This is a genomic window from Streptomyces sp. NPDC006923, assembly GCF_040635655.1.
Lineage (GTDB): Bacteria > Actinomycetota > Actinomycetes > Streptomycetales > Streptomycetaceae > Streptomyces.
Map to the genome: position 1 here is coordinate 375,636 of NZ_JBEYIF010000003.1, position 13,783 is coordinate 389,418.

Annotated in this window: 12 protein-coding genes; 7 read left to right on the top strand and 5 right to left on the bottom strand. The window is 72.3% G+C overall.

Annotation, left to right across the window (positions count from 1 at the left end; translation table 11 throughout):
* Window positions 1-79: 79 nt before the first annotated feature.
* Complete coding sequence (locus ABZ707_RS07630) at window positions 80-2,053, bottom strand: ABC transporter ATP-binding protein (protein ID WP_360169375.1); 1,974 nt, start codon at window positions 2,051-2,053, stop codon at window positions 80-82.
* Between the two features lie 584 nt (window positions 2,054-2,637).
* On the opposite strand from ABZ707_RS07630, the gene ABZ707_RS07635 reads away from it, so the two are divergent.
* On the top strand, window positions 2,638-3,279 hold the full coding sequence (locus tag ABZ707_RS07635; RefSeq protein WP_360169378.1) for a phospholipase: 642 nt from the start codon (window positions 2,638-2,640) through the stop codon (window positions 3,277-3,279).
* A gap of 75 nt (window positions 3,280-3,354) precedes the next feature.
* A complete protein-coding gene (locus ABZ707_RS07640; RefSeq protein WP_360169381.1) occupies window positions 3,355-4,059 on the top strand; it encodes a dienelactone hydrolase family protein in 705 nt (234 codons plus the stop codon).
* Between the two features lie 114 nt (window positions 4,060-4,173).
* Here the strand turns inward: ABZ707_RS07640 and ABZ707_RS07645 are convergent, their stop codons facing one another.
* Both ABZ707_RS07645 and ABZ707_RS07650 read right to left on the bottom strand, forming a co-directional pair.
* Window positions 4,174-4,350, bottom strand: a complete 177-nt coding sequence (locus tag ABZ707_RS07645; RefSeq protein ID WP_360169384.1) for a hypothetical protein — start codon at window positions 4,348-4,350, stop codon at window positions 4,174-4,176.
* Between the two features lie 167 nt (window positions 4,351-4,517).
* Window positions 4,518-5,312, bottom strand: a complete 795-nt coding sequence (locus ABZ707_RS07650; RefSeq protein WP_360169901.1) for a UbiA family prenyltransferase — start codon at window positions 5,310-5,312, stop codon at window positions 4,518-4,520.
* 254 nt (window positions 5,313-5,566) lie between these two features.
* Here ABZ707_RS07650 and ABZ707_RS07655 point away from each other — a divergent pair, with 254 nt between their 5' ends.
* The 3 genes from ABZ707_RS07655 to ABZ707_RS07665 are packed head-to-tail and all read left to right on the top strand — an operon-like array spanning window position 5,567 to window position 8,176.
* Window positions 5,567-6,619: a 3-oxoacyl-[acyl-carrier-protein] synthase III C-terminal domain-containing protein gene (locus ABZ707_RS07655; protein ID WP_360169387.1), complete on the top strand. Its 1,053-nt coding sequence runs from the start codon at window positions 5,567-5,569 to the stop codon at window positions 6,617-6,619.
* A gap of 16 nt (window positions 6,620-6,635) precedes the next feature.
* Complete coding sequence (locus tag ABZ707_RS07660; protein ID WP_360169390.1) at window positions 6,636-7,163, top strand: isoprenylcysteine carboxyl methyltransferase family protein; 528 nt, start codon at window positions 6,636-6,638, stop codon at window positions 7,161-7,163.
* Window positions 7,160-8,176, top strand: coding sequence for an NAD(P)/FAD-dependent oxidoreductase (locus tag ABZ707_RS07665; protein WP_360169393.1), 1,017 nt, complete (start codon window positions 7,160-7,162; stop codon window positions 8,174-8,176). Before ABZ707_RS07660 ends, ABZ707_RS07665 begins: the two co-directional genes overlap by 4 nt.
* Before the next feature lie 25 nt (window positions 8,177-8,201).
* Here the strand turns inward: ABZ707_RS07665 and ABZ707_RS07670 are convergent, their stop codons facing one another.
* A complete protein-coding gene (locus ABZ707_RS07670; RefSeq protein WP_360169396.1) occupies window positions 8,202-9,455 on the bottom strand; it encodes a DUF4032 domain-containing protein in 1,254 nt (417 codons plus the stop codon).
* 205 nt (window positions 9,456-9,660) lie between these two features.
* On the opposite strand from ABZ707_RS07670, the gene ABZ707_RS07675 reads away from it, so the two are divergent.
* Complete coding sequence (locus ABZ707_RS07675; RefSeq protein ID WP_360169399.1) at window positions 9,661-11,142, top strand: MFS transporter; 1,482 nt, start codon at window positions 9,661-9,663, stop codon at window positions 11,140-11,142.
* Window positions 11,139-11,738 (top strand): TetR family transcriptional regulator, encoded by a 600-nt coding sequence (locus ABZ707_RS07680; protein ID WP_360169402.1) that lies wholly within the window; start codon window positions 11,139-11,141, stop codon window positions 11,736-11,738. Before ABZ707_RS07675 ends, ABZ707_RS07680 begins: the two co-directional genes overlap by 4 nt.
* A gap of 31 nt (window positions 11,739-11,769) precedes the next feature.
* Here ABZ707_RS07680 and ABZ707_RS07685 read toward each other — a convergent pair whose 3' ends face one another.
* Window positions 11,770-13,512, bottom strand: a complete 1,743-nt coding sequence (locus tag ABZ707_RS07685; RefSeq protein WP_360169405.1) for a TIGR03767 family metallophosphoesterase — start codon at window positions 13,510-13,512, stop codon at window positions 11,770-11,772.
* Window positions 13,513-13,783: the final 271 nt, after the last annotated feature.

A 13,783-nucleotide genomic window follows, 5' to 3' on the forward strand; every position in this document is an offset into this window, starting at 1 on the left:
TGACGCGGGGCGGTGGCGTTCGGCCACCGCCCCGCACACATACCGGCACCCGCTCGGCGGCCGGACCCGGCGGGCAGGGCTATGTGTCGGACAGGGCCTGGGCCGGCACCCCCGGCCCGCCCGTCCGGTACTGCTCGGACTGCAGCGAGAACAACTCCCGGAACAGCCCCGGGCCTTCATGGCCGTCCGCCATCAGCGTCGGGAAGTCGCCCGCCTCCACCAGACGTCCCCGGTCCAGCACATAGATCACATCGGCCGACCGGACGCTGTGCAGCCGGTGCGTGACGAGGATGACCGTCTGCCCCTCGCCGGCGAGATCACGGATCTGCTGGAACGCCGCGATCTCGGCCGCCGGATCCATGCTGCTGGTCGGCTCGTCGCAGATCAGGACGGCGGCCCGCCGGTAGTACGCGCGCGCCAGGGCCAGCCGTTGCCACTGGCCGCCCGACAGATCCACTCCGCCCTCGTAACCCTTCTCGCACAGGGTGTCCCAGCCGCGCGGGAGTTCACCGACGACGGTGTGCGCGTCGGCCAGGTCCGCCGCCGCCTTCAGGCGTCCGGGGTCATGGATCTCGGAGGGACGGCTGATGGCCACATTCGCGCGCGCCGTGAACGGCCACCGCTGGTAGTCCTGGAGCACCAGCGCCACCTGGCCGAAGAGCTGGTCGCGGTCCAGCTCGCGCACATCCGTGCCGTCCCAGCGCACCTGCCCCTCCGAGGGCAGATAGAGGCCGGCCAGGAGTTTGCTGAGCGTGGTCTTGCCACTGCCGTTGACCCCGACGAGAGCCACGATCTGGCCCCGGCGGATGGTGAGGGACACCGCGTCGAGGGCCGGGGTCTCCCGCCCGGGATAGGTGAAGGAGACCCGGTCGAACTCGATCAGCGCCGGCGGTCCCGGCACCGGCTTGCCGCCGCTCGGAATGGCGCGCAGGAGTGCCTCGTCCCTGGCCTTGATCAGATCGGTCATGAACAGCGACTGCTCGTAGAGCTGGTGCATATGAGTGACCATGCGGCGCAGGCCCGCGGTGCCGTTCGTCAGCGCCAGCGCCGCCGTGGCGCCCGAGGCGAGCGGCATGTGGCCATGGGTGAGCAGCCAGGCCAGCAGCCCGTACGTGACCCCCGCGGTCAGCCCGGACAGCGCCGAGGTCACCAGGTCGGTGCGCGCCTCCCGGTGGGCGAGCCGGGTCTGCTCCTCGGCCGCCTCGACCCCCATCCGGTCGAACTGCTCCAGCAGGAAGGGGCCCGCCCCGTGCACCCGGAGTTCGGGCCCGGCCTTCTGCGAGATCAGCAGTCGGCGCAGCGCGCCCTGCTGCCGTACATGCTCGATCCACACCTGCACCGACTCGTAGGCGCGCCGGGCGGCCCTGACCGTGCCCCAGGCCTTGGGCACCACGACGGCGATCAGCAGGGGCAGCAGCACCGGATGCAGCAGGGCCAGGACGCCGCTGACCGCGGTCAGCGCCATCAGCGACTCCACGACGCCCAGCGTGTGCTGGATCAGCCGGCGGGCCGCGGTCTGGCCGTGCTGCCCCGAGTCGAGGATCTTGTGGAAGTCGGGCTGCTCCAGATGCTCCATCTCCACCCGGATCACCGGGGTGAGCATGGTCAGCGCGGCGACCCTCTCGACCTTCGGCTCCAGCCTGCCGGTGGCACCGAGGGAGACCGCGCGCAGCGTGGCGGCCACCGCGCCCGCGCCGCCGACCCAGAGCAGGGCGGGCAGCGCCTCCGCGATGCGTTCGGCGGTGGGGCCCGCCGTGAAGAGACTGACCAGGACCCGGTTGGTGGCGAGCAGCCCGAAGACGGTCGACGCGGCCTGGCCGAGCTGCGCGAGCGCGACGACGAGCAGTGCGACACGGTCGGCGCGCCAGGCCAGGGACACCGTGTGCCCGATGAGCCTCGGGATCTGACGCAGGATCGCCCAGAACGATGTCTGGAGGCGGGCACCCTCATGGGCGGTCCAGCCCCAGGAACCCCTCAGACGGCCGCCGAACAAAAGCTGTTCGGGCGGCGAGTTCTGGGCGTACGGCTTCCGGCCGAAGCGGAACGAGCTCATGCCGCGGCACCGCCCTTTCCGTCAACCGGGCGTACGGTCACCGTGAGCACCGCTCCGCCGCACTCGAACGCGGGATGTGCGCCGACGCGGCCAACGGGAGTGGGAACGGGATGCATAAGTCCTCCTGAGCAGACGACGACGTGTACAGGCGACCGGACAACGGACCTGATCAAGGGCGTGTAACGGGAGGCGAGGGGCGAATCGTCGGACAGAGTTTCGAGTACGTCCCGTACTCGGTGCGGGCTCGGGCCCGACCGCGAGTCATGCCGCGTTCGAATCACCCGCGAGGGGTGCGTTCACTCGATCGGGGGATTGTGTTGCGGCCGTGAAGTCGTGGCCCCGGAGTGGTCCGTGACGCACGGGGAGCAGGAGCCGGGCGCCGGACGGAGAAGGTGCCCCGGACCGCCCGGCCCGGCGGCGGAGGGCCGGCCGCGCCTTGCGAAGGCACATGATCGGCTCGGGTCGGCCGGGGTGTGCGCGAGCTCTTTCTTGAACGTTCAATGACATGGCATAGGCTGCCCTCGCGGGGGCAGCGCATCGCGTGCCCGTCACCCGCGGCCCGCACAAGGGAGAAGAACGCCGCCATGCCACACGCAGAACAGCCCTCGCTCGTCGTCCACTGGTCGCGGGCGGAGGGCGCCCGCGACGGTACGCCGCTGCTGGTGGCGCTGCACGGCCGCGGGGCCGACGAGCGCTCCCTCTCCGGGATCGCGCCCTATCTGCCCGGGGACATCACCATCGCCTTCGTGCGCGCGCCCCTCGCGGAAGGCGGCGGCTACGCCTGGTTCGCCAACCGGGGGATCGGGCGCCCCGTCACCGAATCCCTCGCGGACAGCTCAGGCCGCCTCTTCGCCTGGCTGGACACCGTCGCCGCCCGGCACAGCTCGGTCGCCCTGCTCGGCTTCTCCGGCGGTATGGCCATGGCGGGCGCGCTGCTGCTCACGCGGCCGGAACGCTTCGCCTCGGCCGTGCTGCTCTCCGGAACCCTGCCCTGGGACGCCGGGCTGCCCACCGAGCCCGGCCGGCTGGCGGGGGTCCGGGTCCTCTGGGGGCGCGACCCCGCCGATACGGTCATCCCGGCCGACCTGCTGACCCGCACCGGGCAGTGGCTGCGCGAGAAGTCCGGCGCGGAACTGTCCGAACGCACCTATCCCGCCCTCGGCCACGCGATCGGCGCCGAGGAACTCGACGACATCCGCGGGTTCCTCACCGAAGCGGGCGGCTGACCCGGGCGCCCGGAGGGACAGACCGCTCCGGGCATACGATCTTGACGTAACCGATCGACATCTGGAGAGCCTTCCATGTCCACCGAACCCAGTCCGCAGAATGTCTCGTTCCCGAGCGCCGGGGCCACGGCGTACGGCTATCTCGCCGTACCGCCCGCGGGACACGGACCCGGCGTCATCGTCATCCAGGAATGGTGGGGCCTGACCCCGCACATCAAGGACATCGCCGACCGCTTCGCGCAGGCCGGCTTTGTCGCGCTCGCCCCGGACCTCTACGGCGGCCAGGTCGCGCACGACTCCGACGAGGCGCTGCGCATGATGACGGAGCTGCCCACCGACCGGGGCACCGAGCTGCTGTCGGGCGCGGTCGGTTATCTCCTCGAACGCCCCGAGACGGACGGCGACTCGGTCGGGGCCGCCGGCTTCTGCATGGGCGGCGGCTTCGTCCTCAGCCTCGCCGCCAAGGACCAGCGGGTCTCCGCCGCGGTTCCGTTCTACGGAGTCATCAAGGACGGCATGCCGGACTTCTCGAACCTGAAGGCGGAGATCCTCGGTCACTACGGCGAACTGGACCCCTCCGTCCCGCCGGAGTCCCTTGAGGAACTCCGCACCACGATCGAGTCCCAGTCCGGCATCGTCCCGGCGTTCCACGTCTATCCGGGTGCCGGGCACGCCTTCTTCAACGACGGCCGTCCCGAGGCGTACCACGCCGAGTCGGCCGCGGAGGCGTGGGAGCGCACGCTCGACTTCCTGCGCGCCCGGCTCACCAGGGCGAGCTGACCGGCCGGGCACGCGCGGCGGGCCGGCCCTCACCGGGCGAGGCGGATGTACCGCCCTGCCGGGTGACGGCCGGCCCGTCCCGGCGGAGCCCGGTGCCGGACCGGGCGCGAGGCGTCAGCGCCTGCGGCCCCGGGGCGCCCAGCCGGCCCCTATGCCGGCCACATGCAGCGCGAGCAGGGCCAGCCCGAGAAGCATCAGACTCGTCGGCGCGAAGACGGCGTCGACCGCTGTCTCGGTGGCGTTGATGATGAATGCGATGACAAAGAGCACTGCTGCTGCGAAGCCCAACATCTTTCCACTCCTGGTGTCCGGCGGCCGACCACGGCTGAACGCGGTGGCCGTACCGCTGGGGCCTCTCTCCCGGATCGTGCCGGGCTGACCCGAAGGCCCCTGGCGGCCGGGTGCCCGCTGGAACCGGGATCAGTCGTGCCGGTACGAGCCCGGTGTGTCCCGGCCGGTCAGGAGAGCGCCGCTCCCTGCCACAGCAGCAGCGCGACATCGACCGCCGCGACCAGGATCGCCGCGACGAACGGCACCCTCGGACGGCGGCGGCCCGCCAGCGACCCGCCGGCTCCGGCGACCACTGCCACGGCCACGGCGAGAGCTCCGACCGGGCCGGGCCGGCCGGCCGCCAGCAGGACCGTGGCCGCCACCAGCGGGGCCGGCAGCAGCAGCCGTACCCTGTCCGGCCCCAGCCGCTGCGGCCACCCGCGCACCCCCGTCGCCAGATCCGCCTCGATGTCCGGCAGCACATTGCCGAGATGCGCGCCGACCCCCACCAGCGCCGCCGCGGTGACGATCCACCAGGCCGGCCACGGCCGCCCCGGCAGACCGAGCGTGACAAAGGCGGGCAGGGCCGCGAAGCCGACCGCGTAGGGCAGCCAGGAGAGCCGGGTCGACTTGAGCCGGACGTTGTACGCCCACGCCGCCGCCACGCCCACCAGATGAACGGCCCCGGCGAGCAGGCCGTACGCCAGGGACAGCGGCACACACAGGGCCAGTGCGACCAGGGCCGCCGTCCTCACCGTCCGTGCGGCCACGGCGCCGCCGACCACCGGCTTGGCGGAGCGTCCGGCCGCGACGTCCCGTGCCGCGTCCACGGCGTCGTTGCTCCAGCCGACCGACAACTGCCCCGTCAGCACGGCGGCGATCGCCGTCACACCCCCCGACAGGTCCTGCCCGGCCGCCACCAGGAGCCCGGCGACCAGCAGGGTCACCGCCACGGTCGGCCCCGGGTGACACGCTCCCAGCAGGGCGACCGCCCGTCGCGGCCACGGTTCTGACGCCGCGTCGCGCGGTGCTCCGTCGGCTCGCTCTGCCCGGTCGATGGCGTCCACGCGCACATCGTAGGCGCGGTGGAGCACGTCATGGCCGAGCCCGCCGGGCGGCGAACGCCCTGCCTCCCCCGTACAGCAGTCGGCGCGGGGCCGTACAGGCGACTTCGCGTGTGATGTGACGGTGCGGGGGCAGGGATTGCACGTCAATCGTCTCCGACCTCGGACCGTAGATGACACGCATCGCAGGAGTCCATGGAGCCCTCGCTCCGCACCGGTACAGCCAACACGACGTCACCGACATGGTCGCCAGGATCTGTCTGCCGGAAGGCGCCGACCGCCGGCTCCTCGACCGGCTGCACCGCGGCGCGCGTGTGGACACGCGTCACACGGCACTGCCGCTGGAGCGGTACGGCGACTTCAAGGACTTCGGCGCGGTCAACGACGCCTTCATCGAGGCGGCCGTCCCCCTCGGCGCGGAGACCGTCAGCGGTGCGCTGGACACGGCGGGTCTGTCCCCGCGCGACGTGGACCTGCTGATGTTCACCTCGGTGACCGGCATCGCCGCACCGTCCGTGGATGCCCGCCTGGTGGGACGGCTCGGCCTGCGCCCCGACGTCAAGAGAGTGCCGATGTTCGGCCTGGGCTGTGTCGCGGGAGCGGCGGGAATTGCCCGGATGCACGACTATCTGCTGGGACGGCCCGACGATGTGGCCGTCCTTCTCTCGGTCGAACTGTGCTCGCTCACCTTTCAGCGTGACGACGTCTCACCGGCCAACCTCGTCGCCACCGCGCTCTTCGGCGACGGCGCGGCGGCCGTGGTGGCCTGCGGTGCCCGGCGCCGCGCCGAAGGGCCCACCGTCATCGACACCCGCAGCCATCTCTACCCGGACACCGAAGAGGTGATGGGCTGGGACATCGGCGGCTCCGGCTTCCGTATCGTCCTGGACGCGAGCGTCCCGGACCTGGTGCGGAAGAATCTCGCCGCGAACGTCGACGGCTTTCTCGCCGACCACGGACTCACCCGCGGGGACATCACCGCGTGGGTGTGCCATCCCGGCGGGCCCAAGGTGCTGGAAGCCGTCGCGGAAGTCCTCGAACTGCCCGGCGGGGCGCTCGATGTCACCTGGCGCTCGCTGGCGGCGGTGGGAAACCTGTCCTCGTCGTCCATCCTGCATGTCCTGCGTGACACCCTGGCCGAGCGGCGGCCCCCGGCGGGCACGCCCGGACTGCTGCTCGCCATGGGCCCCGGCTTCTGCTCCGAGCTTGTCCTGGTCCGCTGGTAGAGGGGTACGGCGAGACATGATCTGGTACACGGTGCTGGTCCTGGCGGTCGGAGCGGAACGCGTCGCCGAACTGGTGGTCGCCCGCCGCAACACACGCTGGAGCCTGGCGCGCGGGGCCGTCGAGCGCGGCCAGGGGCACTATCCGCCGATGGTCGCCCTGCACACCGGGCTGCTCCTCGGCTGCCTCTTCGAAGTATGGCTGGCCGACCGGGCGTTCGACCCGGTGCTCGGCTGGACGATGTTCGCCGTCGCGGTGGCCTCGCAGGGGCTGCGCTGGTGGTGCGTCCGCACCCTGGGGCCGCGCTGGAACACCCGGGTACTGGTCGTGCCCGGCCTCCCGCTCGTGACGGGCGGACCGTACCGCCTGCTGCGGCATCCGAACTACGTCGCGGTGGTGGCCGAGGGCCTCGCGCTGCCCCTGGTGCACGGCGCCTGGCTGACCGCGGTGCTGTTCACCGCTCTCAACGCGGCGCTGCTGACCGTCCGCATACGGTGCGAGAACCGCGCCCTCGCCCCGGGGTTCGCCGCCGGCGCCCGCCCGTGATCGACCTGCTGGTCGTGGGCGGCGGGCCCGCGGGTCTCGCCACGGCCGTCCATGCCGCGCTGGCCGGTCTGGAGGCGGTGGTGATCGAACCGCGCAGCACCCCCGTCGACAAGGCCTGCGGCGAGGGTGTGATGCCCAGCGGGGTGCGCGCGCTGTCCGCCCTCGGCCTCGACATCCCTCCCGGCCACCCGCTGCGCGGTATCCGTTATGTGCGCGGACTCCACCGCGCGCAGGCCCCGTTCCACGACGGCCCCGGGCTCGGTCTGCGCCGTACCGAGCTGCACGCGGCCCTGGCCCGGCGAGCCCAGGAGACCGGCGTCAGGATCGTGACCGGCCGGGTCGGCGAGGTGGAGCAGGACGGAGACTCGGTGACCGCTGCCGGACTGCGGGCGCGCTGGCTGGTGGCCGCGGACGGGCTGCGTTCGCCCGTACGGCACCGGCTCGGCCTGGATCTGCCCGACCGGCGGCCCCGGCGGTACGGCCAGCGCCGGCACTACCGCGTGAAGCCCTGGACCGACTTCGTGGAAGTGCACTGGTCGACGGCGGGGGAGGCGTATGTGACCCCGGTGGCCGCCGATCTGGTGGGGGTGGCCGTGCTGAGCACGGCCAGACGCGGCTACGACGACCATCTCGCCGCCTTTCCCGAACTGCGCGCGCGGCTGGCGGGACCGCCGGCCAACGCCGTGCGCGGCGCGGGCCCGCTGCGGCAGCGGGTGCTCCGCCGCAGCGCGGGCCGCGTGCTGCTGGTGGGTGACGCCGCGGGCTATGTCGACGCGCTCACCGGTGAGGGCATCGCGCTGGCACTGGCCTCGGCGGAGGCGGCCGTGGCATGCCTGCGGGCGGGACGGCCGCAGGACTACGAGGGCCGCTGGCGGAAGCTGACCCGGCGCCACCGGCTGCTGACGGAAGGGCTGCTGCGGTTCAGCGGGCACGCGGCCGGAGCGCGCCTGGTCGTCCCGGCGGCGGCGCGGATGCCGTCGGTCTTCGCGGCGGCGGTGCGCGCCCTCCAGTGACGGCCGCGCCCTCCAGTGACGGCGGTCAGGGGGAGAGGCCGGCCGACGAGTCCGTCGCCGGTGTCATCGCGCCCGAGGTCTCCGGCAGCACATGCGCGATGTAGTCCTCGATCGTCGCCTCCAGGCCGACGTCGTGTCCCGCGCGTTCCGACAGATACCAGCGGTGCTCCAGCACCTCGTGGTAGATCTGCGCCGCGTCCATCTCCCCGCGCAGCTCCAGCGGCACGGCGCGTACGGTCGGCCGGAAGACGTCCCGGACCCAGCGGTGCGCGAGCACCTCGGGCCGGGCTCCCAGCGGGTCGCCGGGGGCGTAGTCCTCCTCACCGGCCATCCAGCTCTCCAGGTCGTTGAGCAGGCGCCGCGCCTGGTTCTCCTCGGCGTCCAGGCCGGTCAGCCGCAGAAGCTGGCGCTGGTGGTGGCCCGCGTCCACGACCTTCGGCAGAAAGGTCACGGTGTCACCCACCGGCGACCGCTCGATCTGCATCTCGGCCACGTCGAAGCCCAGATCGTTGAGCCGCCGGATCCGCCGGTCGATGTAGTGCCGCTTGTCCACCGGGTACACCGACTCGCGGGTCAGCTCGTGCCAGAGGTCCTCGTAACGCTGGACGATCGCGGCGCCGAACGGCACCGGGTCCACCGACGGATGCAGCGCGCCGGACGCCTCCAGGTCCATCAGCTCGCCCGCGATGTTCACCCGGGCCAGCTCGATGTCGTAGTCACGCTGGCCGCGGCTGAGGTTCTGCTGGATCTGGCCGGTCTCCGCGTCCACCAGATACGCGGCGTACGCCCCGGCGTCCCGCCGGAACAGCGCGTTGGACAGCGAGCAGTCGCCCCAGGCGAATCCGGCGAGATGCAGGCGGACCAGCAGCACCGCCAGCGCGTCCATCAGCCGCTTGACGGTGGTGGGCCGCATCGTCGACTCGAACATGGAGCGGTACGGCAGGGACCCCTTGAGATGACGGGTGATCAGCGCCGACTCCAGCGGATCGCCGTTCCTGTCCACGCGCCCGGTCACCACCGCCACCGGGTCGACGGCGGGTATGCCCAGCCGGTGCAGATCGCGCAGCAGCCCGAACTCCCGGACCGCGCCGCGCTCCGTTATCTCCTTGACCGCCACCACCTCGGGCCCGGCGGACGCGAAGCGCACCACATGGCGGGAGATACCGCGCGGCAGCGCCACCAGGCATTCCTGCGGCCACTGGTCGAGCGGAGTGTTCCACGGCAGGTCCAGCAGCACGGCCGGCTGCTCCGGATTGGTCGCGCTGATGTGCAGCGCCATCGTGCCTCCCACGGCGGTCGTCGGGCGGGGACCGGACCGGAACCGCCCAGAACAGTGTGCCGGGTGGCACCCGCCGCACCGCGCCGGGGGACGCCCGAGCCGGGCGGGCCCGGGACCCTTCGAGGGCCGAGGGGGTGCACAAGCGTTTACCCTCAGGGGTGAACGTCTGTACACCCCCTGTCGGACACACACCGTACGGAGAGAGATGTCCGGAGCGATAGCCAAGGCCGCAGAAGCACCGCACCCCCGTTTCCTGGTCGCCGTCCTGGCGTTCTGCGGCGTGGTGGTGGCCGTCATGCAGACGCTGGTCGTACCGCTTCTGCCGCATGTCCCGGCGCTGACCGGCGCGACTCCCACCGCCGCGAGCTGGCTGGTCACCGTGACGCTGCTCACCGGGGCCATCTGCACGCCCGTGCTCGGGCGGGTCGGCGACATGTACGGCAAACGCCGGGTGCTTCTCTGCTCCCTCGGCGTTCTGGTCGCCGGGTCCGTCCTGTGCGCCGTCAGTTCCCAGATCGCGGTGCTCATCGCCGGCCGCGCCCTGCAAGGTGCCGCGCTGGCCGTGGTGCCGCTGGGCATCAGCATCATGCGGGACGAACTGCCCCCCGAGCGCGTCCTGCCCTCCGTCGCGCTGATGAGCTCGACGCTGGGCATCGGCGCGGCCGTCGGGCTGCCCGTCGCCGCGCTTGTCGTCGAGCACTACGACTGGCACACCATGTTCTGGGCGTCGGCCGGGCTCGGCCTGCTCGACATCGTGCTGGTACTGCTCCGCGTCCCCGAGTCACCGGTGCGCACCCGAGGCCGTTTCGACGCCCTGGGCGCGCTGGGTCTCTCCGCGGCCCTGGTCTGCCTGCTGCTGGCGGTCACCCAGGGCGGTGACTGGGGCTGGACGTCCGCGCGGACCCTCGGTCTGCTTGTCCTCGCCGTGCTGATCGGACTGGTCTGGGGCGTCCACGAGCTGCGCTTCAGCACGCCCATGGTCGATCTGCGGGTGTCCGCGCGGCCCGCCGTGCTGCTGACCAATCTCGCCGCGCTGCTGATCGGCTTCGCCTTCTACGCCAACTCCCTGTCCACCGCCCAGATGGTCCAGGAGCCCAAGGACACCGGGTACGGTCTGGGCGCGTCCATCGTGGTGAGCGGGCTGTGCCTGCTGCCCGGCGGACTGTCGATGGTCGCGCTGTCACCGGTGTCCGCGCGGATCTCCGCCGCCTACGGCCCCAAGACGGCTCTGGCGCTCGCCTCCGCCGTCCTCGCCGTGGGATACGGGGTGCGCTTCTTCACCAGCCACCAGCTCTGGACGATCATCCTCGGCGCCACCGTGGTCTCCTCGGGCACCGCCATCGCCTACTCCGCGCTGCCCGCCCTGGTCATGCGCGCCGTGCCGGTCACCGAGACGGGTGCGGCCAACGGCCTCAACACCCTGATGCGCTCCGTCGGGCAGGCATTCTGCAGCGCGGCGGTCGCGGCCGTCCTCGCGAATGTCACCTTCCAGGTCGGCGGCCGTACGGCGCCCACCCTCCACGCCTATCTGCTGGTCTTCCTCATCGCCGCAGGCGCGGCGCTCCTCGCGCTGGCCGTCACCCTCTGCCTGCCGCGTCAGCGGGCCCTGCCCAGCGGTAACGTCGGGCAGGACCGTACGGGACACGACGGACGTCCGTCGACGCCACTCGCTCAGGAGGGCAGATGAACGGGCAGGCCGGCCATGGCACGGCCGGCGGCGGAACGGGCACGCCGGCCGCCGGGGCCGACACGGGCACCGGCCGGGACGCGATCCTGCGCGCGGCGCGCCGCGCGTTCGCCTTCCGCCCCTACGCCGAAGTGACCATGCGGGGCATCGCCGCCGACGCGGGCGTGAGCGCCTCCCTCATCGTCAAGCACTTCGGCACCAAGGAAGCGCTCTTCAACACCGTCGCCGACTTCGGCCCCGCCGCCGACCAGCTCCTCGCGGCGCCGCTCGACACCCTCGGCCGGCATCTTGTGCTGACCCTGGTGCGCCACCGCCGCGAGCAGCAGGGCGATCCGCTGCTGCGCGTCGTGTTCTCCCTGGGCAACGACGACGAACGCACCCTGCTGCGGGAGCGCTTCCGCGAACAGGTCACCGAACGGCTGGCCGCGCTGCTGCCCGGCCACGACCGCACCCTGCGGGCCGAGCTGATCGCCGGCCAGCTCCTCGGCCTGGGAGCCACCCTCAGCCTGCACCGCTCCGGCGCCGGGGCACGGGCCACGCCCGAGCGGCTCGCGGAGCTGTACGCTCCCGCGCTCCAGCGCCTGGTGACCGGCTGAATGCCACGCGGGTGACCCCTGCCGCCGGATGTCAGCGGCTCAGCAGCAGCTCCGTGTTGCGGTCCGTGGACACACCGGCGGGCGCGGTGGTGGAGCCGGGCGCGTTGTGCGACAGCTCCCGGTAGAGCGCGGCCAGTCCGGTCTGTGAGAGATCCTCGAAATCGGTCCGGTGCGGCGCGGCCGACTCGATCAGAGTGGTGAACAGCGACAGAGTGCCGTCCCCGTTGTCGGTGATCTCGATGACCCGGGCGAGCTGCGGGAAATCGATGTGCGACGCCGTGGAGATCTCCCAGAACGTGCCGTGCGGGAGGATCGAATTACGGTGGCTGTGGCCGTTGACCCAGGCCAGCACATTGCGGTTCCCCTTGAGCAGCGCGACCACCTCGTCGCCGTTGTGCCGGGCCTGGCCCGGGTGGGCGGGGTCGGGGTGGGTGTTGGTCATCGTCCAGCTGTTGTGGTGGCTGAACACCACGACGTAACCGTCGCGGAGCTCCTTGAGCTTCCGCTTCAGCCAGTTGAACTGAGCCGTGTCGAGGGAGCCGGTGAAGTGCCCCGCGCGGTCGGTGGTGTCGAGGCTGATTCCGGTGATGTTCTTCCCCATGGGAAAGGTGTAGTAGAGCGTGTCGCTGTCGAGATGGGCGGCGGTGTAGCCATGGCCGACCGGCCCGGCCCCCGCGCGCGCCGGGTCGAGGTGCGCCCGCACATACTCGCGCGGCCCGAAGGGCGCCCGGCTCGGGTCGGGGGTGATCGAGCGCATCCGGCGCGTCGAGTGCCGCAGCAGATCGACCAGTTCGCCGCCCGCCGGACTGCTGCCCTTGGAGAGGATCTTCACCAGGGCCTTGGCGTCCGCGTCGGGGATGCCGTACAGCTTGCGCGCGCCGACGGCGAACTCCGCCAGGAAGCCGCTCCGGTCGGCGATCGCGCCGCTGGCCAGGCTGTCGTGGTTGCCCACGGTCGAATACCACGGGATCCGCAGACCGGGGCTGTTGACCGTACTGATCGCGGCGGCCAGGAATCCGTCGATCCGGGGGTAGCCGAGCTGCTTGTCGGTGTCGCGGAGGGCGTCCTCCGGGTGCCAGAACAGCCGCTCGTCGGAGTTCTGCACCCCCTCGTACAGCCGGCTGTCACCGGTGTTGGGCGAGATACGGCCACCGCTCATCACCGTGAGGAACCAGTCCAGTTCCGACCGGGAGTTGTTGTCGGTGTTGTCGCCGGTCGTCACGGCGAAGGACAGCGGCGCGCCGGTCGCGGGCCCGGCCGTCAGCGCGTTGATCTGCTCGATCAGGGCCACCGCTCCCGGCACGGTGAGGGCCTCCTGGGGCCGCCATCCGGAGAGCTGCTGCGAGCGCAGATACTCGGTGCGGACCGGGTGCTGGACATCCACCAGATGCAGATCGGTGAGCTGGACGAAGGAGCTGAGCACCGTGCGCCGGCCGTCACGGCCCGCCCGGGGGGTGGCGAGCTGCTCGCGTACGAGCCTGCGCCAGCCGGGACCGTCGTCGAGCCGCCGGAACGCCGCCGAGGTGTCGCGCGGCGCGGCGACCGACTCCAGGGTCGTCCGCGCGGGGACGGTGCGCGGGGGAGTGGGCCTGGCCGGCGTACGGGGGCGGGGGAGCGCCGGTGCGACGGTCACCCCGGGCGCGGCCACGGCCTCCCCGGAACCGCCACCCGCACCGAGCGCCAGTCCGATTCCCGCCGAAATGCCGACCGCTCCCGTCGCGGCGAGAAACGAACGGCGGTCGACAGCGGTGACTGCGGAACGTATGCGTTTCATGGTGCGTTCTCCCGAGTGCGAGCGCATCAGCGAGCGCGCCGGGGGACGGCCCCCTGGCTACCTCCTGATGGTTGACACCCGGCGTGGCCTGCGCGTGAACGACGTTCCAACTGTCGGCGCCCATCACCACACAGGGATCACCGGCGTCGGCGAACCGTCGACCGACTCTCGTCCGCCCGACCGGGATCGGTCACTCTGTGTTCACCGAAGAGGGAAGCGGGCCCTCCCGCCCCTGTCCCGGTCCGCCGGTGCGTCTTCCGGGCGGCGGTCC

Bases quoted from the DNA above. Each gene is read 5' to 3' on its own strand.
- ABZ707_RS07630 (WP_360169375.1), bottom strand. From the start codon at position 2,053: ATGAGCTCGTTCCGCTTCGGCCGGAAGCCGTACGCCCAGAACTCGCCG.
- ABZ707_RS07635 (WP_360169378.1), top strand. From the start codon at position 2,638: ATGCCACACGCAGAACAGCCCTCGCTCGTCGTCCACTGGTCGCGGGCG.
- ABZ707_RS07640 (WP_360169381.1), top strand. From the start codon at position 3,355: ATGTCCACCGAACCCAGTCCGCAGAATGTCTCGTTCCCGAGCGCCGGG.
- ABZ707_RS07645 (WP_360169384.1), bottom strand. From the start codon at position 4,350: ATGTTGGGCTTCGCAGCAGCAGTGCTCTTTGTCATCGCATTCATCATC.
- ABZ707_RS07655 (WP_360169387.1), top strand. From the start codon at position 5,567: ATGACACGCATCGCAGGAGTCCATGGAGCCCTCGCTCCGCACCGGTAC.
- ABZ707_RS07660 (WP_360169390.1), top strand. From the start codon at position 6,636: ATGATCTGGTACACGGTGCTGGTCCTGGCGGTCGGAGCGGAACGCGTC.
- ABZ707_RS07670 (WP_360169396.1), bottom strand. From the start codon at position 9,455: ATGGCGCTGCACATCAGCGCGACCAATCCGGAGCAGCCGGCCGTGCTG.
- ABZ707_RS07675 (WP_360169399.1), top strand. From the start codon at position 9,661: ATGTCCGGAGCGATAGCCAAGGCCGCAGAAGCACCGCACCCCCGTTTC.
- ABZ707_RS07680 (WP_360169402.1), top strand. From the start codon at position 11,139: ATGAACGGGCAGGCCGGCCATGGCACGGCCGGCGGCGGAACGGGCACG.
- ABZ707_RS07685 (WP_360169405.1), bottom strand. From the start codon at position 13,512: ATGAAACGCATACGTTCCGCAGTCACCGCTGTCGACCGCCGTTCGTTT.